The sequence below is a fragment of the Pseudomonas sp. NPDC087614 genome (assembly GCF_044743485.1).
Classification (GTDB): domain Bacteria; phylum Pseudomonadota; class Gammaproteobacteria; order Pseudomonadales; family Pseudomonadaceae; genus Aquipseudomonas; species Aquipseudomonas baetica_A.
The window spans coordinates 25,840-45,338 of record NZ_JBIUWN010000033.1 but is presented as its reverse complement, the minus strand read 5'-3'; the positions used below and the strand labels follow the sequence as shown (position 1 = coordinate 45,338).

Below are 19,499 nucleotides of genomic sequence, written 5' to 3'. Positions count from 1 at the left end.
ATGCTGTACGACACGTTGATTCGTAACGCCCTGATCATCGATGGCAGCAACCGCCCCGGTTACAGTGCCGACGTGGCGATTGTCAATGGTCGCATCGAGCAGATCGGCGACTTGCACGACGCCACCGCGAACGAACAAGTCGACGCTGCCGGCCGCGTGCTGGCACCGGGGTTTATCGACGTGCACACCCACGACGACACCGTGGTCATCCGCCAGCCAGAAATGCTGCCCAAGCTCAGCCAAGGCGTGACTACGGTGATTGTCGGTAACTGCGGGATCAGCGCCTCGCCGGTGACGTTGAAAGGCAATCCACCCGATCCGATGAACCTGCTCGGCACGGCAGCGGCGTTCGTTTATCCACGTTTTCGCGACTATCGCGCAGCGGTCGAAGCGGCCAACACCACGCTCAATGTCGCCGCACTGATCGGCCACACAGCGCTGCGCAGCAATCATCTTGATGACTTGTTCCGCACCGCAACGGCTGACGAAATCAGCGCCATGCGCGAGCAGTTGCGCGAAAGTCTCGAGGCCGGTGCGCTGGGTTTATCCACAGGCCTGGCGTACGCCAGCGCCTACAACGCCTGCACCGATGAAGTGATGCAACTGAGCGAAGAACTCACGGCATTCGGCGCCGTTTACACCACCCACCTGCGCAGCGAATTCGCCCCAGTGCTGGAGGCGATGGACGAGGCGTTTCAAATCGGTCGTCATGCCCGCTCGCCGGTGATCATTTCCCACCTCAAGTGCGCCGGTGTCGGTAACTGGGGGCGCAGTCCGCAGTTGTTGGCCGCTCTTGAAGACGCGGCAAACACTCACCCGGTCGGCTGCGATTGTTATCCGTATGCGGCGAGTTCATCGACGCTGGATCTCAAACAGGTCACCGACGCCCACCGCATCACCATCACCTGGTCGACGCCGCATCCGGAGGTCAGCGGCCGCGACCTGATCGACATCGCCGCGCAATGGAACGTGCCGCTGCTCGACGCCGCCAAACGCCTGCAACCGGCGGGGGCGGTGTACTACGGCATGGACGAGGCCGATGTACGAAGAATCCTCGCGCATCCGTTGTCGATGGTGGGGTCTGACGGACTGCCGGAAGACCCGTTCCCGCATCCGCGTTTGTGGGGCGCTTTCCCACGGGTGTTGGGACATTTCAGTCGTGACGTCGGGTTGTTTCCCTTACACACAGCGGTGCACAAAATGACCGGTCTGTCGGCGGCCCGGTTCGGCTTGAAGGGCAGGGGCGAGATTCGGCAAGGTTACTGGGCCGATCTGGTGTTGTTCGATCCGGCAACGGTGCGTGACGTGGCGGATTTCACCGACCCGCAACGGCCGGCGCAAGGCATTGACGGGGTGTGGATCAACGGTGTTTTGAGTTATGGCGATGGGCAGGCGAATGGGCGAAGGGCAGGGCGCTTTCTTGCCCGCGAGGGCGATTTGCGTGACGGCTTTCGTTGACGTTTCGCGCAGTGCGTCACAGCAGTGGCACATTGCGACTAAAGAAAGCCATCCACAAGCCGAAGTGCTGACATTCAGCCCCGCTACACTTTTGGGCCAATCAGTCAGGGAGCCCCCCATGAGCTTCGGCAAAACCACTCCGATCCTGCGTATTTTCGATGAAGCCAAAGCCATAGAGTTCTACGTCGACTTTCTCGGTTTCAAGATCGACTGGCAGCATCGTTTCGAAGCGAATTTCCCGTTGTATCTGCAAGTGTCGCGGGGGGAGTGCGTGCTGCATCTGTCCGAGCATCATGGTGATGCGACGCCGGGTTCGGCGCTGCGGATTGAAACGGATGAGCTGGAGGCGTTTCAGCAGCAACTGCTGGCCAGGGATTACAAATTCTCGCACCCTCAGATCCAGGCCATGCCGTGGGGCAGTCAGGACATGACCATTGCCGACCCGTTTGGCAATCGGCTGGTGTTTACCAACGCGATCAGTGTTTGAAACCGTTTTAAGCTGCACAGAAAAGCCCGCAGCCAAACCGTGAGGGTTTGACTGCGGGCTTTTTCGTTACTCAGTCGGCACTAACGTGTCCAACACGCGATTGACGGCCAATTCGGCCAGCATCACCACTTGAGCAATACCTTGCAGTGTCTTGCGGTGCGTGCCTTCAACCAGCGCCACATGGTTGTTGATCATGACCGTGGCCGAACCGAGGGTTTCACTGGCATCGGCCAGCAGGGATTCGGTGTCGGCCTCGGGGTGCGCCATGTACAGCGCGTTGGGTTTGTACGGCGCGGCCATGATTTGGTCGGCGGGTTTGAGGTAATGGTCGAGGGCGCGCTCGGCGGCTTCGTGGAATTTCTTTGAATCGGGCGATTCGTAGGGGGAGACCGTGTCGGTGACCGGCGGGTTGGGCGTTACTTTGAACATGAGCTGTGTTCCCTTCATTGAGCGTCAACCCTTTTGCTACTAAACGAAAGGGAGGCAGCTGTACGCAGGTTAGTAGACCGGGGAACTCAGCTTAAGCCGGCGCGCCGAAGCGCCCTACGTACAGCCACCATCAAGCTCAGGTACGGGAGCACCTGTGATGAATGTACGACCAGCAGAATTACCACGGGCTACTAAACCCGATCACTGGAAATCAGTGACGGACTCAAGTTACCGATGGGCTCCGGGGCGCACAAGCCGGCGGATTCTGGCGCAGGCGTAGGCAGCGGCGCAAGGATTTGTAGGCTGTCGGACGTAACACCGGATGTCTTTAAACAGGTGCGCTGCGAAGGGTTTATTGCACTACAGAGATCAAGGATTTGCCTGTCGGATTTCGGTGCTGCGACTGACGCCTTCGCGAGCAAGCCCGCTCCCACACTGGATCGTCAGTGGACACAGATTTTGTGTACGACATAGAGCCCCTGTGGGAGCGGGCTTGCTCGCGAAGAGGCCCGCACAGTCAGCCCCGATGCATCTGCCGAAACTCCCCCGGCGGCATCCCCCGTCGACGCTTGAACGTGCGGTGAAACGAACGCGGTTCGGTAAAACCCAAATACTGCGCAATGTCCTGAATCGGCAGGTTGCTGTTGAGCAAGTAATGCTCAGCCAGTTCCTGACGCAGGTCATCGAGAATCTGCTGATACGAGGTGCCGGCCTGTTGCAGTTGACGTTGCAGCGTACGCGCCGACACGGCCAACTGCTCGGCCACTTGCTCCTTGCGCGGCAGACCTTGCTTGAGCAATTGGCGCAGGATGGTTTTCACGCGTAGCGCCAGCGACGCATCCTCCAGCGTCGCCATCAACCCCATCGCATGTTCTTCCAGCGTGCGCAGCAATTGCGCATCGGCCTGGCGCAACGGCAATTGCAGATACGCCAACGGCACGATCAACGCTGAATAAGCCTGATCGAACAAAACCGGGCAACCGAAAAACGCTTCGTACTGCGCCAACGTGGTCTCGGCAGGGCGCGAATGTTCCAGCCAGACAGCGGCGGGCGACATCGGCGTATCAGCAATCCAGCGCGCATAGTGCAGCCACGAACCGAGCACGTTTTCCACCAGATGCCGGCGAATCTGCGGGCGCTGATAGCGGCAAGTCCAGATCAGGTGCACATGGCCGTCCTGCACTTCGGTGCGGCTCACACCCATGTCGCCGACCAGTTTCTCGAACGGCATGATGCGGCTCATGGCATCGCCCAGCGTCGCACAGTTCATGGTGATGTAACCCAGCACGCTCCACGAGTTGGGTAGCACGAACGTTGCCGCGTTGAGCCCAAACAACGGATCGCCCGAGTGTTCGCAGAAATAATCGAGCAGTTTTTCATGCGCCTCACCCGGCAGGCGCAGGCTGTTGTCGCTCAACTGCTGCGCCTGCAACCCGGCCGCTGTCAATGCCGGCTCAATGGCCATGCCCAGTCGCTCGGCATGGCGCAGGTATTTGAGCAGGGGCGGAACGGAGGTGAAGCCGAGCGATGGCATGATCAAAGCCTGCATGAGCGAATGAATGCCCTGAAAGGTAGTTTGAAAGCATGGCTGAAGTAAATTGCAGACGTGGAATGCGCTGAGGGTGTAATTGCCACTGGGAAGATTGCCAAATCTCAGCAAGGCGGGATGTGTTAGCCTGCAATCAATGATTTCATTGATTGCAGGAGGCGTCATGGCCAGCATCACAATCCGAAACCTTGATGAGAAGCTCAAGGAGCAGTTGCGCATTACTGCGGCGCATAACGGACATTCCATGGAAGAAGAGGCACGCCTGATTCTGGGCAGAGCCTTGGCGACGGTTGATCGCGCGGGTGGGCTTGGCAGTCGGATTCGCAACAGGTTCAGCGATGTGGGGGCCGTGGAGCTGGATCTACCCGCGCGTTCAGATAAAGCCACCGGCGTGGATTTTTCTGAATGATAGTGCTCGATACCAACGTGCTTTCAGAGTTTATGCGCCTCGAGCCTGCAACCCGGGTGCTTGCCTGGGTGGATGCGCAGCCGGCGATGGATCTGGCAATCAGCGCTGTCACCGTGGCCGAAATACTTCACGGCATCGCGCGCTTGCCCTCTGGCAAGCGCAAACAAAAACTTGAGGCGCATGCCATGGCCATGTTCGAAGAGGACTTTGCCGGGCGCATTTTGCCGTTCGATGCTCATGCCGCCATTGAGTGCGCAACATTGGTTGCTGATTGCGAAGCAAAGGGCCGCGCGGTGTCGATGGCTGACGCGCAAATAGCCGCGATCTGCCGCGCACATGGCGCATCGATTGCCACTCGTAACGTGAAGGATTTTGAGTCAAGTGGTGTTGAAATCATTGATCCGTGGGTGAGCTGACGGCTTCTGTTGCTGTTCAACAGCGCCCACAAAAAAGCCCGCTATCACATCGATTTGATGGGGTTGCGGGCTTCTTCCTCAGTTGGTCAATCAGACGCGGAAGTGGCTGACCATCTGCTGCAACTGACCACCCAAGCGCGCCAGTTCAACGCTGGAGGCGGCGGTCTCATCACTCGCGGCGGCGGTCTGTTCGGACACGTCGCGCACGTTGATGATGCTACGGCTGATCTCTTCGGCCACGGCGCTTTGCTGCTCGGCAGCGGCGGCGATCTGCTGGTTCATCGACTGGATGTTCGACACCGTGCGGGTGATGTTTTCCAGGGACGAGCCGGCCTTGCGGGTCAGGGCAACACTGCTGTCGGTCAGCGCGCGGCTGTTGTTCATTACGGTGGACACTTGCTGTGTGCCGTTCTGCAGGCCGGCGACCAAGCCTTCGATTTCTTCGGTGGATTTCTGTGTGCGCTGAGCCAAACCACGGACTTCGTCGGCCACCACGGCAAAACCGCGACCGGCTTCACCGGCGCGTGCCGCTTCGATGGCAGCGTTGAGCGCCAGCAGGTTGGTCTGTTCGGCCACGGCTTTGATCACGTCCATGACGCTGCCGATCTTGTCGCTTTCCTGTTGCAGCACGCTCATGGCCTCGGTGGAGCGCGCCACTTCGCTGGCCAGACGCTCGATCTGGGCGATGGCTTCATTCACAACCTTGTCGCCTTCACGGGCTTCGCCGTCAGCAGCGGCGGCCGCTTGTGAGGCTTCTTCGGCGTTGCGCGCGACTTCCTGCACAGTGGCGGTCATCTCGTGCATGGCGGTGGCGACCTGATCGGTCTCCACTTTCTGGCTGTTGACACCGGCGCTGGTCTGTTCGGTCACGGCCGAGAGTTCTTCGGCGGCGCTGGCGATCTGGGTGACGCCGTCACGGATACCGCTGATCAAGTCGCGCAGGGTCACGCCCATGCGCGCGATGCCTTGTTGCAGCACACCGAGTTCATCGCGGCGGGTGACGGTGACGTTCTGGGTCAGGTCGCCGCTGGCGATGCGCTCGACCACGGCAAGGGTGTCTTGCAGCGGGCGGGTGATCTGACGGGTGATGATCACGGCGGCAATGATGCCCACCAGCAGAGCCAGCAGGGTGCTGATCAGTTGCAGGGTGCGGGCCTGGGCGCTTTCGGCGTCGCGGCGATCAAGCTGGATCTGATACAACTGCTCGCTCAGGTTCACGATAGTGCTGCCCTGATCGGTCATTTCCTTGCGTGCCTGCACGGCTTCGCTGTTGGCGGACTTGTAGGCCATCAGCGCGCTGCGATAGTTGATCAGCGCCGTTTCCAGCTGACGCAGGGCATCTTGCTGGGTATCGCCGAAATGCACATTCAGTGGCTTGAGGCTGGCGATGGCCGCGTCGAGTTGGCCGATGGCTTTCTGCTCGGTTTCGGCATTGGTGGTGGCGGTGTAGCCGCGCACTTCGTAGCGCGCGAGGATGAACGCTTCCTTGGCGCCAGTGATGGCCTGGAACTGGTCGAAACGCTGTTCGCTCATCGCCATCTGGTGGACGCGGGTGCTGATCGCTTCAATCAGGCTGTAAGCGGTCTGGGCGTTCGCGCCCATGGTCTCGCGCGCGGTGTTACCGGTGCGGTAGGCGTTGCGCATCTTGTTGAGCGACGTCTGGTACTCGGCGATGGTCGCGGCCTGCTCCTTGAGCAGTTTGACGTTTTCCGGGCTTTTGAAGCTGTTGAGCAGTTGTTGCTGTTGTGCGGCGAAACCGTCGAGGGTGGTCTGCACATTCTGCGCGGCGGTCTCGTCGCCGTTGGTCAGCATGTATTGCAGGCGCACCACGCGCAGTTTGGTCAGGCCGGCGTTGAGCTGGGTGATGTCGCTCATCCAGTTACTGCGGTCAATCAGGCTGCCCAGGCTGGTCCAGCCGGTCAGGGCCAGTACGCAGGTCAGTGCCAGGACAAGGCCGAAGCCCAATCCCAATTTCAGGTTCACGCTGATGTTACCGAACCAGCTATTCATCACAATTCCTCCAGAAACGTTGGGTTTCTTGATCGTCGGTTAGGCTGGAAGATTGTTGTTTTTTTGAGCCAGCAAGGGTGTAGCAGGTGTGTATCGGCCGTAAATCCGAGAGCTGAAAGGATTTTGTCCGACAGAATTTGTAACAAGCCGATCCCAAGACTTTTTTCACATGGGTTTCACTGGCTGCCCACACGGGCGTCTGTAGCTTCGCCGCATCGAATGACAAGTGATGCTGGCTGGCGAGGCGGTTTTTGTGGAACTGAGACTGAGTCTGTTCGGCGCCAAGCGCTCGATTGATCTGAGCGGTTTGGCGCGTTTTCGAAACACTTGGGTAGTATTGGCGGCCTCGGTGTTGGTGATTCCACTGACCCTTTGGTTGCTGGCACCGGCGTCGGTGCCGGATCTGGCCCACGGCAACGTGGCCGGTGCGAAGGCGTTGGCGGCGGGGTGGGCCAAGGGCGACATGATCGTGCTGGTGCGCCACGTCGAGCGCTGCGATCACTCCAGTGCGCCGTGCCTGATCGGCCATGACGGCATCACCGACCGTTCGCGCAGTGCCGCCGTCAGTGTCGGTGCACAGTTCGAACAACTGGGCCTGAACAACGCCGACATCTACAACAGCCCGTCGCTGCGCACCGTGCAGACGGCCGGTTACATGTTCAATCGGGCCGCCAGTGGCGAAGACTGGTTGATGAACTGCAAGGGGCACATGTTGCAGGACGCGCTTTCCCACAAGATCCCCGGTCGTAACCTGATTCTGGTGACCCACAGCGAGTGCATGGGGCAATTGGAAAAAGATCTGAAAGTGCCGACATCCAACTTGGGTTACGGCGCTTCACTGTTTGTTTCCGCTGCCAGCCCGGCGGCTCCGAAAATGCTCGGCTTTATTGAGGCTTCCGACTGGCGCACGGTGAATACCCGATGAAATCCCGCTTCTACGTTTATAACTTCGGCATTCCGCTTGCCTGCGCGGCGCTGGTGTTCCTGATGTTCGACATGACCAAAATCGACATCGCCTTCAGCAATCTGTTGTTCGATCCACTGACCCAGACCTTCCCGCTCGACAAAATCCACTTCTTTGAAAAGCTCACGCACAAATGGGCGCGGATCATTCCCAACTGGACGGCGGAAATCGCCCTGATCGGTGCGCTGCTGTCGGTGGTCTGGCCGTTGGTCAATGCACAGAAGCGTCCTCGACTTGGCGCGTTTCTGGAGCGCAGCAAAGTCGCTCCCGTGCTGCGATTCACCGCTGATCACCGTCGGGACTTTCTGTTTGTGGTGGTGGCGTTCGCGGTGTGTACGGGCGTGATCCATTTCCTCAAGTCGCACACCAGTGTTTACTGCCCGATCGAGACGACGTTGTATGGCGGAAAAATGGCCCATATCGAGTGGTACAGCAATTTCCAGCTGTTCCATGAAGCGGGTAGTGGGCGTTGCTGGCCGGGCGGTCATGCGTCCGGTGGTTTCACCATGCTGGCGTTGTATTTCGTAGCGCGTCGCTATCAGTGGCGTTTTTCCAGTGCCTTGCTGTGGGGTTCATTGTTGCTCGGTTTCGTCTACGGCACGACGCGGGTTCTGCAGGGCTGGCACTACATGTCCCACACGTTCTGGGCTGGAATCTTCGTGTGGTTGGCGTGTTTGCTGACGGCGCTGGCGTTTTATGGGTGGGCACGGCTGGCGTTGCCGGTGCTGGACAAGCAGTCTCAGGCCTTCAGCACGCAGCCAGAAGCGTCTGTCTGAGTTTTTGCGATCGCTACAGAAAACCCGCCTTTTACTGGCGGGTTTCTTGTTTGTACTCCCGCTAGTTCAATACCCGACGAAGTAGTACGCCTGCTTTGCAACCATCAACGTCTTGAGCACTTTCAACGGCGCAGCGGGTTCGCGGTCTGCCGCCATTATGGCGACGTGGGAGGAAGAGGCGGCGAGGAAGTCTCTCAACTGTGCATCGGTATCCAACCCCTTGAGCACGCGTTGGGTGTAGAACACGGTAGCGCCACCCAGACGTTCATTGGCCTGAAACAGGGCGATCTGATGCCCTTCGGCCTGCAGCGTCTGAATGTGTGCGGTCAGCGGCAGGAAAGAGAGTTTTTTATCAGCGTGGGGCAGCGCCCATTGCGCTGCGCCCAGGTAACTGACGATCACCAGCGTGAGGATGCTCATTGCCAGTGTCTGACGATGACGGGCGATTTTTCCGACGAACCCGGTGGCAGTTTCGTGCCGTTTCAATCGCTCAAACAGCACGCCTGCGTATTCCGCAGCAATCACCGCAGCAGCCGGTGTCATCGACATCAGGTACACCGTGCGCTTGCTCGATGCCAGGCTCAGCATGATGAATTGCACGATGATCCACAGGCTGAAAAACAGCAGGTAACGATTGGCCTTCAGCTCTTTACGCACATGCCACAGCCCCAGGTACACCAGAATGTTCCACGGCAGGAAGGCTTCGGGCAGTTTGGCCAGGTAGTAATAGAACGGTTCGTAGTGCCCGGCCTCGACGAACGATCCGCTGAAGCGTCCGACACTGTTGGTCAGCAGCACTTCCTTGAGCGCTTGCACGCCGCTGTGCTGATAGAGTACGGCCAGCCAGATCAGCAGCGGAATCAGCCCGATTACCGTGAGCAACCCGGGCCTTAGCCAGTCGCCGACCTTCAAGCGCTTGTCCATCAGGTTGTCGGCCAGCAGATAAGCGAAAATCACTACCCCCGGCATCGCCAGCCCGAGCACGCCTTTACTCAATGTGGCGATGGCAATCCCGACGATAAACAGCAACGCATTGCCTACGCTCGATGCGCGTTGCCCCTGGAAAAACGCCAGCAACGCCGTGGTCACGCCGAGCGCGAGCAGGGCATCTTCGCCAACGCCGCGCACGTTGCTCCAGTAACTGGCCATGGTTGCCAGGAGAATTCCTGCTGTCCAGGCGACCATTTTTGGCCGTTCGAAGCGACGCAACATGCCGTACAGCAACATCACGCTGAGCAACCCGGCAACCGCTGACGCCAATCGCACCGCCCACGGCGAAACACCGAACACGCGCATGGCGCCAGCGTCCAGCCACAAACTCAGGGGCGGTTTTTCCAGAAACGGTTCGCCGAACAGACGTGGGGTTACCCAGTCATTGTCCAGGTGCATCTCCATGGCGATCCCCGCGACGCGAGCCTCGGTGGAGCCTTGCAATTGATGGTTACCCAGCGCGAAGAAAAACAGCAGGGCGGCAAGCAGAAACAGCGAAGTGGCGGCACGCGACATGGGTTTCAGGCAACCGGAAGGGGCGGGAAACCTGAGCATACGTCGCCAATGCTTAACAAATTGTGAACGTCAGCGTTTATTTCACGCCAGGCGTCGTGACCAGCGCTGATCCGGCGCTTCGAAGGCCGGATTGACCAACGCCGTCAGCACATGATCCTGCCAGCGTCCGGCAATGTTCAGGTACGCCTTGGCGTAGCCTTCACGCTCAAACCCCAGTCGCTCCAGCAAGCGTGCACTGCGATCGTTGCCAGGAATGTAGTTGGCCATGATCCGGTGCAGGTTCTGCGTCTCGAACATGTAAGCGATGGCCGCCTCCAGCGCTTCCTGCATCAAGCCCTGGCCCTGATGCGCTTCGTCGATGTGATAACCCAGATAACACGCCTGAAACGCACCGCGAATAATCCCGCTGAAATTGCAGGCACCGATCATCTGCTGGTCATCGGGTGTCAGCAGGGCGAAATGCATCGCCAGTCCCGCTTCAAACGCGCTGGCCTGAATGTCGAGGCGGCGGCGAATCTGTTCGGTGGAGAAGTAATCGGTGGTCCGGATCGGCGACCACGCCGCGAGATGGCGTTGATTGCGCTGGTAGAAATCACTTTCCAATGCCGCCTGATCCGGGGCAAGGATGGCCAGCGTCAGGCGTTGGCAGGGCAAGGTCAGCAGCGACATCGGGAGCTCCGGTTGGCGAGAAGTCTGCTGGCAGGTTCGCGCAATAACCTGGAGTACGGCAAGCGATGGTGGCAAAGGGAGCGTAAACGCCAGGCAAAAAAAAGCCCGCGGGAGAGTGCGGGCGAACCGTAGTTTCTTGAATGAGCGAGTGGACTGTACCGGTTTGGCGCAGCGGCAGCAGTGAAGAAAAATTCATCTCGAGGCGCTGTCTCGATGTCGTTCCACCGGTCGATAAAACACAGGTCGACAACGAGGCCGGTGCAGGTTTTGCCCGTCAGTGGCGAACTTCAGGGTCGGGGGTGGCGCACGATCGATGGGGATCAAGATTGTCCCGCACCCGACAGATCACGATTTCGGCCAATGCACTCAGTTGCTTTATAGCCACCGCAACATGGCGCTGGGAACCGTCGAACTCATCAGCAAAGTTGGCGCTGATGACCGCAAGGGACTCAAGGAGGTCACTGGCATGCGCCAGCAGGGTTGTCGTGTCGACGTCGTCACGTACGCTGAGCATCTGCTTGAGGGGGATGGTGCGGCGGGGATTGCATCGGTTCGAGCTGGTGGCGTTGGGTTGCGGTTTCAGGCCGGCTGTTTGCGCCTCGGCAGATACCGGTCCAACAAGCGTAAGTCGGGTGATTTTTTTCATGACGTAGCTCCGTGGAATGAACAATCTCTGCGGTTGCGGCTGTCAAACCGTCCGCTGGATGGCAGCAATCGTGGAGGGTAATCCCCTGAAAACCTGTTCACCAGTTCATGAAAGTCGACGCGTATTGAGGGAAATTTCCTAGGATGCGAAATGTAGGAAGCGAGGTTGCGTGTAAGAACCTTCCCGTATGCCTGTCAGCGCTCGGTAACTTTATCTTCCCGTAAAATCCAGCCCGCCTCGCCAGCGTCCAACGTGTACTGAACCTGGCGCATTTTTCCTGTCCGGCCCGCGTTGGCGTCGGCGCTGTCGTAGAGCGGAAACCGCCGTACCAGCCAGTTCTCCACCACAGAAAATGAATCCTCTCCCTGATACCCCTCGGCGGTATTCGGATTGTCGCTGACTGGCGGCAGGTAAATATCGCTCAGGGATTTTTTATGGTTGGCCGAGTAGGCAATCAATTCTCCCGGCATGCCACGACCGGAGGCGCGCGTAAAAACGTAGATCTCAGGTGAGCCGTCGTTATTGAGGTCGGCGACTTCGGCACGGACGATCTCGCCGTTAAGCGGTCGGGTCATCGCCGAGTTATCGATTTCCAGCCCCTTGGGTTCGATGCGCAACGTGGGTTTGCCGTCGACAGTAGTCGCCTGCACATGAAAGTGGATGCCCTGCAACGCCAGGTTCTGGTCAAAGGGCGCGTGGTTATCCACAGCGTCGCCGTTGGCGAGAATCAGCGAGAGGTTGTAGTCGGCCGCTTCATTGCGCCGAGCGGCATTGCGCATGAGATAGACCTGCACCGTGTATTCGCCATCGGCGGGTAACGAGCCGAGAAAGTGATTGCCCATCATCGAGCCGTTGAACAGCGCGTAATCGGCGCCTTTGGCGGTGATGTTGAAGTAGGCGGAGGTGTTGGAGGGCTTGAAGTCCACCGTCAGGAGCTGCCCGGCCTTGGCATTGAGCCTGTACTGCGCCGTCTTGTAGCCCTTGATCGATTGTTTGAACTGCACGCTGCCATGGCCGCTTTTGTAGACGACCTGCTGGATCCTAGGCGCGCTGTCGGTGGTGGCAGCGTGGGCAGTCAGTGAAACGAGGGCCGCCAGTACGGCGCCGAGCCAGATATTCATGAGCGTCCTTCGGGTAATTGCCTCTGTGCCCCGAAGCATAGATCCGGCGCCGCATACCCGTCCAACCTGGCACCTAAGCTGCACTAGTGAGTCGGTGATGAGCTATTGAAACGGTGCTGAGGTGTGATCGGCAGAACACCGCGCAAGCGTTGCTGGGAAACCGTAAAAACTGGCTTGAATCAGATGCCCAGATACGACAAAGCCCGCACGGGGCGGGCTTTGTCGTTGAGAGTTGGTGGAGCCGGGGGGATTTGAACCCCCGTCCGCCAGTACTCCGCTGTCGGTACTACATGCGTAGCCGTGTCTATTAAGTTAACCCTCAGCGACCCGACGGGCAGGGTGCTTTGGGCGAGTTGTGTAAGTTTTAGCCGCTTCGTCCACAACGTACTGCACGGCGATTCTGTTCTATATGACAATCATTTTGGGTTTACAGACATCCCCTGATGATTGCTGGACCCGAAGGTACCAGAAGGGAAGGCTAAGGCTGCTTACGCAGCGAGAGCGTATTCCCCGTAGGTTTCGTCATTGGCAACTATAAGAAGTTGCAACAGTGGATTTACGAGTTCTGTTACCAACTCGGCATGCACCTAAAGTTTCGCAACCGGCGTCGAATCCTAAACGGCCCCGAACTCATTGCTCTGTACATCTTGATGAGCAACAAGCCTGCGCAGTGTACGCCAAACGACAGGGGAAGGCCAACCCGAAGGTTGGCCACGCTGTCATTAGTTGGCGGGTTCGTTGGCCAGATTGTCTACGCGTTGCAGCGCTTGCGTGGCCGAGGCGATGCATTTCTTGTCATCACCCGCTTTTTGCGCCATCTCCGCGTCGCCCTGCATGCGCTTGATGTCCATGGTGGTGTTTTCCGACGTGGCCGGGAGGGACGTGACCTTGTCTTTGAGTTCTTGCAGTTTTGAGGTGCACAGATCGTTGTCCGCAGCAAACACGGGGGAGGCCAGCAGTGCGGCGGAAATAAACAAACCAGCAAAAGCAGTGCGTTTCATGGGTATCTCCTTGAACAGTTGGTCTCGGTGCTGCCGGACGATCTGGCGGCTCTGCCGAGGTCGGAACAAGCCACGTTCGTTTAGGGCTTGATTAATCGACTGCGGCTGCGCAGAGGAATTCGTTTTTTTTTACGTTCGGTATGAAAAAGCCGAAACACCTCTCTGCTCGCCTTGAAAAGGGGCGAAATAGCCCCTTTTCAATACAAATGGATCAGGCAGATTTGGCTCGTGTGACTCGATCGACCAGATAAACCAAGCCGTGATAGTCGATCCCGCCATGCTGCATCAGGCCGATTTCGCACGTGCGGCTGGTGGAAATCCCTTCACTGCAATGCTGCACTGCGTCCTTGAGTGTGCGCAGCGAGTGGCTGTTCAGTTCCGGTGTGGTGAAGCCCTTGTCGCCGGCAAAGCCACAGCAATGAATACCCTCCGGAATCACCACGGTTTTGCTGCACTTGCGCGCCAGATCGATCAGCGCCTGGCTTTCGCCCAGGTGCTGAGTGCTGCACGTCACATGCACTGCAATCGGTGCGTCCTGAGGCGTGAAGTCCAGCCGATCAAGCAGGTGCGTACGGATGAAACGCACCGGGTCGTACAGATCCAGACGCACATCGGCGACGTCCTGCACCAGTCGCAACGTACACGGACTGGTATCGCAATAGATCGGATCAAGCCCGCCGCGACTGGCGTGGAGCAAGGCGCTGATGAGTTCTTGCCGCTTGTGTTCGGCCTGCTCCGCATAGCCCTTTGAAGCGAAGGGCTGACCGCAGCAGAGGTTGTCCTGATTGTCCGGGAAGACGACCTGGTAACCGGCCTTTTCCAGCAAGCCACGGGTTTTGTCGTACAGCGACATCTGCTCTTTATCGCCCGCCGCCGGGCCCATGACCCTCGACACACACGCCGCCAGATACACCACGCGTGGGCGTTCGTCCGACACGCTCGGGCTGAAACGGATGGCTTTCTCCGGTTGCGGCATCGCGCTCGTCCACAGAGGCACTTGGCCCTTGGACAGGCGCGTCAGCGTTGCCGAAAGCTTGGTCAGACGCGGCGCACCGAGCAGCATTCGCGCGCCGTTGGCTACGTGCAGGGTGAAGCGTGCCCCTTGCAGGGTCTTGGCGAAATTTCCTTCGATCCAGTCGGCAGTTTTCTGATGCGTTGCGTGTCGACCGCGAAGCTTTTTCACCAGTTCGCCGGTGTTGATGCCTACAGGGCATCGTTGCGCACACAAACCCGTCGCGGCGCAGGTCTCGATGCCTTGGTATTCGTAGGCTTCTTCCAGTTCGGTGGTGTCGATGCCGGCACGTTTTTTCGCCTGAATGTCGCGCCAGATCACGATGCGCTGGCGTGGGCTGAGGGTCAGGCCTTTCGACGGGCAGACCGGTTCGCAGAAGCCGCACTCAATGCACTTGTCCACAATCTCGTCGGCCGCCGGCAGCGGTTTCAGGTGTTTGAGGTGGATCTGCGGGTCTTCGCTGAGCACCACATCCGGGTTGAGGATGCCGTTGGGGTCGAGCAGGCGTTTGAGCAGCCACATCAGTTGATACGCGTCGCTGCCCCATTCCAGCTCAACGAACGGCGCCATGTTGCGCCCGGTGCCGTGTTCGGCCTTGAGCGAGCCGCCGAACTCCACGGCCACCAATTGCGCGACGTCGTCCATGAACGCTTGGTAGCGTGCGACTTCTTCCGCGCTGTTGAAGCCTTGGGTGAAAACGAAGTGCAGATTGCCTTCCAGTGCGTGTCCGAAAAGGATCGCTTCGTCGTAGGCATGTTTGTCGAACAGTTCGATCAAGCGGTTCACACCGATTGCCAGTTGCTCGACCGGGAATGTCACGTCTTCGATGATCACCGTGGTACCGGTTTTGCGCACGGCGCCGACGGCGGGGAAGGTGTCTTTGCGGATTGCCCAGAGGCGGGCGTTCTCGACCGGGTCTTCAGTGAAATCGACCTGTTTCTCCACCGGGAAACCACTGAGTGACGCCATGATCTGCGCCAGTTGTTCCTGCAGTAATGAGGAAGAAGCCGCGCGGGATTCGATCAATAACGCACAGGCATTGTTCGACAGTTGCTGTACGAAAGCAGGCATGCCCGGTTTGCTCTGCACCGAACGCAGGCTGCGCCGATCCAGCAGTTCCACCGCCGACACCGGTTGGCTTTTCAGTACGGTGACCGCGTTGCAGCAGGTTTCCACATCCGGGAACACGATCAGCGCCGAGGCCTTGTTCGGATGATCGATAACGGTGTCGTAAGTCACCGCGCTGATAAAGCCGAGAGTGCCTTCGGAACCGACCAGCAAGTGGCTCAGGATATCCACAGGCTCATCGAAGTCCACCAAGGCGTTGAGCGACAGGCCAGTGGTATTTTTCAGACGATATTTGTGGCGGATTCTCGCGGCCAGTTCGGCATTGGCGCGAGTCTCGCGACCGAGCGTCGCCAAACGTTCGAGCAGATCGCCGTGGCTCGCGCGAAACGCCGCCACACTGTGGGCATCTTCAGTATCAAGGCGCGTGCCGTCGGCCAGAACAAGGCGCAGGCCGGCCAGCGTGTGATAGGTGTTTTGCGCGGTGCCGCAGCACATGCCGCTGGCATTGTTGGCCACGATACCGCCAATTTTGCAGGCATTGATCGAGGCGGGATCGGGGCCGATCTTGCGTCCGAATGGCGCCAGCCAGGCGTTGGCCTGGGCACCGATCACGCCCGGTTGCAGACGGATTTGCGTGCCCTGGCCACGAATTTCGCGAGCGTTCCAGTTATCCCCAAGCACGATCAAAACCGAATCGCTGATCGCCTGCCCCGACAGGCTGGTGCCGGCGGCGCGGAACGTGACCGGGACACGGTCGCGTTGGGCCAGTTTCAGCAGGGTCACCACTTCGTCTTCGGACTCGACGCGGATCACCAGTTTGGGGATCAGCCGATAGAAACTCGCGTCGGTGCCAAAAGCCAGGGTCGATAGCGGATCGTCAAAGCGTCGATCAGCCGGAATCAGTTGCTGCGCATCGCGCAGGAAAGCCGCCGGTAGACTCATCGGTCCTCCAGAATCAATACCACCAGGTCTTTCGGGCCGTGGGCGCCATAGGCCAGCACTTGTTCGATGTCAGCGGTTTTCGATGGGCCGGACACCAGCAGCGCGTTGGTCGGCATGCCCTGAGCCCATTCAAATTCTTGCTGCACCTGATAGAAGTTGTCGCGGATTTCGCTGGCCTTGAGCAGAGCGAAATGCACCGGCGGCACCAGGCTCATCAGGCGCGGTTCTTCGCGGGTCGGCCAGAGAATCAGGCTACCTGTTGCCGCAATGGCGCCGAGGGTGCCGGTGAGGCTGGCCGGGGTGTCGTTGAACAACTCGGCTTTCCATTCTTCCATCGGCCGGTTGTAGGATTTCAGCGTTGGCAGGTCAGGATTGTTCGCCCAGTGCTGTGTGACTCGTTGCCCGTGCGCTGTCGTCGGTGCGATCAACAGGCTGGGCAATTGACGGTCGCGCAGCAATTGCTGGAGCAGTGCCGGCCACTCTGCGTCTGAGGTCAGATGGATTTCGGTGTGCACCGCTTCCATCAGCTTGCGCAGTTGCGGGATGCGTTGTTCGGCGCTGTAGGTGTAAGGCTGAGTCACCAGATCGACGTCGAAGTCGTCAGCAATCGGCGTGGTGCCGGTCAGACTTTTGCGCAGTTTGCCGAGGATATTTTGCTTGGCACTCATCAGCGATCTCCCTGTTTGGCCAGATGCTCGCGGGCCATGTCATGCAATGAGCGGGCGGCGGGTTTCGGTGCACTGTGGTTCTGCGTCCATGGGCCGACATTGCTCGGCGCCAGGGCGCGCAGGCGCGTGGCGAAGAAACCGAATAACCGATACAGGGTCGGCGAGCTGTTGAGTTTCGCCCAGGCGTTCCAGATGAAACGTTCCTTGCGCGAGTACTTGCTGCCCTGACCGCGCATCACTTGATGAGGGCTGTCGGGGGCTTTGACGTTCTCTTCGCGTAGGCGACGCAGCAATGCCGGGATAGGAATTTTTACCGGGCACACTTCGCCGCACGCGCCGCACAACGACGAGGCGCTCGGGTGGTCTGGAACCTTCGCCAGACCGACCATGTGCGGGGTGATGATTTTGCCGATTGGCCCCGGATACACCTCACCATAGGTGTGACCGCCGACCCGGGTGTAGACCGGGCAATGGTTCATGCACGCGCCGCAGCGGATGCAGTTCAAGGTCTGGCGCAGTTCACTGTCGGCGAAGGCTTGGCTGCGACCGTTGTCGAGCAACACCAGATGCACGTCCTGCGGGCCGTCGAGTTCATGTTCCTTGCGTGGACCGGAGATCATGTTGACGTAAGTGGTGATTGGAATGCCCAGCGCCGAGCGGGTCAGCAGCGATAGCAGCGGGACCACGTCGCGCAGGTTTTCCACGACTTTTTCGATACCGGTGACGGCGATGTGGACGGGGGGCACGGTGGTGGTCATGCGCCCGTTGCCTTCGTTTTCCACCAGCAGCAAGGTGCCGGTTTCGGCCACGGCGAAGTTGACGCCGGAGACACCGATGTCCGCTTCGAAGAATTTCTGCCGCAGGACTCTGCGACCGATCTGAATGAGTTGGTCAACGTCCTTGGTGTATTCCACGCCAAGTTTGTCGTGGAACAAGGACGCGACCTGACCGGCATTCTTGTGGATCGCCGGCATAATGATGTGTGAAGGCTTCTCGTGGTCGAGCTGGACGATGTATTCCCCCATGTCGGACTCCAGACATTCAATGTCTTGAGCCTCGAGGAAATGGTTCATCTCCATCTCTTCGCTGACCATCGATTTGCCCTTGATCACTTGCCGCGCCTCGTGAGCGCGGATGATCGACAAGACGATGCCATTGGCTTCGTCCACCGTTTCCGCCCAGTGCACTGTCACACCGTTGCGGGTCAGGTTTTGTTCCAGTTGCTCGAGCAGGTCGGGCAACTTGGAGAGCGCGCGGGCTCTGATCGAGTTGCCCAGAGCACGCAAGTGTTCTCTTTCGTGGGCATCGCTGAAAGCCGCTGCCCGTTTGGTCATCAGTGAATCCATCGCCGTACGGAAGTTGTTCCGTAGCTGCGGATCACCCAAGGCGTTGTGCGCCCGGGTGCGGAAATCTTCTTCTACGGTGATCGTAGGAATAATCGCCGAGGTACTCATTGCGCACCCCCGGTTCGTTGCCAGAGGAAACTCGCCAGGTGTTGGCCGCGCAGCGCTTCTTTCTGTTTTTCCAGCGAACCGTTGATGTTCATCAAACAGCCGCAGTCCGCACTCAACACCTTGTGTGCGCCGGATTCCTTCAGCGCTCGGGTCTTGTCAGCCACCATCGCGCCGGAAATGTCTGGCATACGGACGCTGAATGTCCCACCGAAGCCACAGCATTCGCTTTCGTGGTCGTGATTGACCCGTTCCACGTTGCTCAACTGCGCCAACAACTCTCGGCCATGCAGGTGAGTGTTCATCTCGCGGCGCGCTGAGCACGAGGTGTGCAGCGCGACTTTCACCGGTGCGCCGCTGTCCTTGAGCTGCACCTTGCAGACGAACAGCAGAAACTCCGCTAACTCATAGGTACGGGCCGCGAGGGCCTGAACCTGTTTGAGTGTGTCCGGCTCGTCCTTGAACAAGTCGGCGTAATGTTCTCGCAGCATGCCGGCGCAGGAGCCCGACGGCACGACCACCGGATAATCCCCGGCAAACAGCGCCAGTTGTGAGCGCGCCACCGTCCGTGCCTGCTCGGTGTAACCCGAGGTGTAGGCCGGTTGTCCGCAGCAGCTCTGCCCTTGCGGGTACTCGACCCGGATCCCTTCGCGCTCCAGCAAATGGATCGCGTCCATCCCGGCTTCCGGGTAGAAGAGGTCGACTACACACGTCCCGAACAGGTAGACCTGCGAGGGTTTCTCGCTGGGGTATTGCCGAGGTTCGGGCAGTGGCGGTGCAACGCGGGTTGCGTTCGGCACCGCGTTGTAAAAAAGCTCGCTCATCAGGCGTGTCTCCGGGTGATCCCGGTTATCCGTCCGCTGAGGCTGCTGAATATAGAGCGCGTTGCTTTCAGCAGCCTTACAGACCGGGTTGTG

At 59.1% G+C, this 19,499-nt stretch carries 18 protein-coding genes, 1 other RNA gene and 1 pseudogene; 6 read left to right on the top strand and 14 right to left on the bottom strand.

Features of this window, described 5'->3' with window-relative positions; all coding sequences use genetic code 11:
* A complete protein-coding gene (locus ACIOWA_RS14420; RefSeq protein ID WP_401160376.1) occupies window positions 1–1,458 on the top strand; it encodes an amidohydrolase family protein in 1,458 nt (485 codons plus the stop codon).
* A gap of 118 nt (window positions 1,459–1,576) precedes the next feature.
* A complete protein-coding gene (locus ACIOWA_RS14415; RefSeq protein ID WP_339465451.1) occupies window positions 1,577–1,945 on the top strand; it encodes a glyoxalase superfamily protein in 369 nt (122 codons plus the stop codon).
* Between the two features lie 66 nt (window positions 1,946–2,011).
* Here the strand turns inward: ACIOWA_RS14415 and ACIOWA_RS14410 are convergent, their stop codons facing one another.
* A complete protein-coding gene (locus tag ACIOWA_RS14410) occupies window positions 2,012–2,374 on the bottom strand; it encodes a DUF6124 family protein (protein WP_339434146.1) in 363 nt (120 codons plus the stop codon).
* Between the two features lie 517 nt (window positions 2,375–2,891).
* Entirely contained in the window at window positions 2,892–3,908 is a 1,017-nt protein-coding gene (locus tag ACIOWA_RS14405; protein WP_401160373.1) for an AraC family transcriptional regulator, read from the bottom strand.
* Between the two features lie 178 nt (window positions 3,909–4,086).
* Between ACIOWA_RS14405 and ACIOWA_RS14400 the strand changes: the two genes are divergently transcribed.
* Window positions 4,087–4,332 carry a FitA-like ribbon-helix-helix domain-containing protein gene (locus ACIOWA_RS14400; RefSeq protein WP_221730516.1) on the top strand — a complete coding sequence of 82 codons (246 nt, stop codon included), beginning with the start codon at window positions 4,087–4,089 and terminating at the stop codon, window positions 4,330–4,332.
* Window positions 4,329–4,748, top strand: a complete 420-nt coding sequence (locus ACIOWA_RS14395; protein WP_339465454.1) for a type II toxin-antitoxin system VapC family toxin — start codon at window positions 4,329–4,331, stop codon at window positions 4,746–4,748. Before ACIOWA_RS14400 ends, ACIOWA_RS14395 begins: the two co-directional genes overlap by 4 nt.
* 90 nt (window positions 4,749–4,838) lie before the next feature.
* Here ACIOWA_RS14395 and ACIOWA_RS14390 read toward each other — a convergent pair whose 3' ends face one another.
* Both ACIOWA_RS14390 and ACIOWA_RS14385 read right to left on the bottom strand, forming a co-directional pair.
* Entirely contained in the window at window positions 4,839–5,552 is a 714-nt protein-coding gene (locus ACIOWA_RS14390) for a methyl-accepting chemotaxis protein (protein ID WP_401160394.1), read from the bottom strand.
* Between the two features lie 144 nt (window positions 5,553–5,696).
* Window positions 5,697–6,623 (bottom strand): annotated as a pseudogene (locus ACIOWA_RS14385) (methyl-accepting chemotaxis protein); the annotation flags it as partial.
* 388 nt (window positions 6,624–7,011) lie between these two features.
* Here ACIOWA_RS14385 and ACIOWA_RS14380 point away from each other — a divergent pair.
* Both ACIOWA_RS14380 and ACIOWA_RS14375 read left to right on the top strand, forming a co-directional pair.
* Window positions 7,012–7,683 carry a histidine phosphatase family protein gene (locus ACIOWA_RS14380; RefSeq protein ID WP_339434258.1) on the top strand — a complete coding sequence of 224 codons (672 nt, stop codon included), beginning with the start codon at window positions 7,012–7,014 and terminating at the stop codon, window positions 7,681–7,683.
* Window positions 7,680–8,498, top strand: coding sequence for a phosphatase PAP2 family protein (locus ACIOWA_RS14375; RefSeq protein ID WP_401160371.1), 819 nt, complete (start codon window positions 7,680–7,682; stop codon window positions 8,496–8,498). The genes ACIOWA_RS14380 and ACIOWA_RS14375 overlap by 4 nt, the downstream gene beginning before the upstream one ends.
* Before the next feature lie 66 nt (window positions 8,499–8,564).
* Here the strand turns inward: ACIOWA_RS14375 and ACIOWA_RS14370 are convergent, their stop codons facing one another.
* From ACIOWA_RS14370 to ACIOWA_RS14325, 10 genes are all read right to left on the bottom strand, one after another.
* Complete coding sequence (locus ACIOWA_RS14370; RefSeq protein WP_339434256.1) at window positions 8,565–10,004, bottom strand: glycosyltransferase family 39 protein; 1,440 nt, start codon at window positions 10,002–10,004, stop codon at window positions 8,565–8,567.
* An 81-nt stretch (window positions 10,005–10,085) separates the two neighbouring features.
* Window positions 10,086–10,673: a ribosomal protein S5-alanine N-acetyltransferase gene (gene rimJ, locus ACIOWA_RS14365; protein WP_339434255.1), complete on the bottom strand. Its 588-nt coding sequence runs from the start codon at window positions 10,671–10,673 to the stop codon at window positions 10,086–10,088.
* Between the two features lie 274 nt (window positions 10,674–10,947).
* Window positions 10,948–11,319: a DUF6124 family protein gene (locus tag ACIOWA_RS14360; RefSeq protein ID WP_339465462.1), complete on the bottom strand. Its 372-nt coding sequence runs from the start codon at window positions 11,317–11,319 to the stop codon at window positions 10,948–10,950.
* A gap of 194 nt (window positions 11,320–11,513) precedes the next feature.
* A complete protein-coding gene (locus tag ACIOWA_RS14355; RefSeq protein WP_401160368.1) occupies window positions 11,514–12,440 on the bottom strand; it encodes a hypothetical protein in 927 nt (308 codons plus the stop codon).
* 233 nt (window positions 12,441–12,673) lie between these two features.
* Window positions 12,674–13,066: a transfer-messenger RNA gene (gene ssrA / locus ACIOWA_RS14350) on the bottom strand.
* Window positions 13,067–13,162: 96 nt separating this feature from the next.
* Complete coding sequence (locus tag ACIOWA_RS14345; protein ID WP_221730590.1) at window positions 13,163–13,441, bottom strand: hypothetical protein; 279 nt, start codon at window positions 13,439–13,441, stop codon at window positions 13,163–13,165.
* A gap of 211 nt (window positions 13,442–13,652) precedes the next feature.
* A complete protein-coding gene (locus tag ACIOWA_RS14340; RefSeq protein ID WP_401160366.1) occupies window positions 13,653–16,463 on the bottom strand; it encodes an FAD-binding and (Fe-S)-binding domain-containing protein in 2,811 nt (936 codons plus the stop codon).
* Window positions 16,460–17,131 carry a lactate utilization protein gene (locus tag ACIOWA_RS14335; protein WP_339431678.1) on the bottom strand — a complete coding sequence of 224 codons (672 nt, stop codon included), beginning with the start codon at window positions 17,129–17,131 and terminating at the stop codon, window positions 16,460–16,462. The genes ACIOWA_RS14340 and ACIOWA_RS14335 overlap by 4 nt, the downstream gene beginning before the upstream one ends.
* Window positions 17,131–18,585, bottom strand: a complete 1,455-nt coding sequence (locus ACIOWA_RS14330; RefSeq protein WP_339465468.1) for a LutB/LldF family L-lactate oxidation iron-sulfur protein — start codon at window positions 18,583–18,585, stop codon at window positions 17,131–17,133. The genes ACIOWA_RS14335 and ACIOWA_RS14330 overlap by 1 nt, the downstream gene beginning before the upstream one ends.
* On the bottom strand, window positions 18,582–19,406 hold the full coding sequence (locus ACIOWA_RS14325; RefSeq protein ID WP_339465469.1) for a (Fe-S)-binding protein: 825 nt from the start codon (window positions 19,404–19,406) through the stop codon (window positions 18,582–18,584). The genes ACIOWA_RS14330 and ACIOWA_RS14325 overlap by 4 nt, the downstream gene beginning before the upstream one ends.
* Window positions 19,407–19,499: the final 93 nt, after the last annotated feature.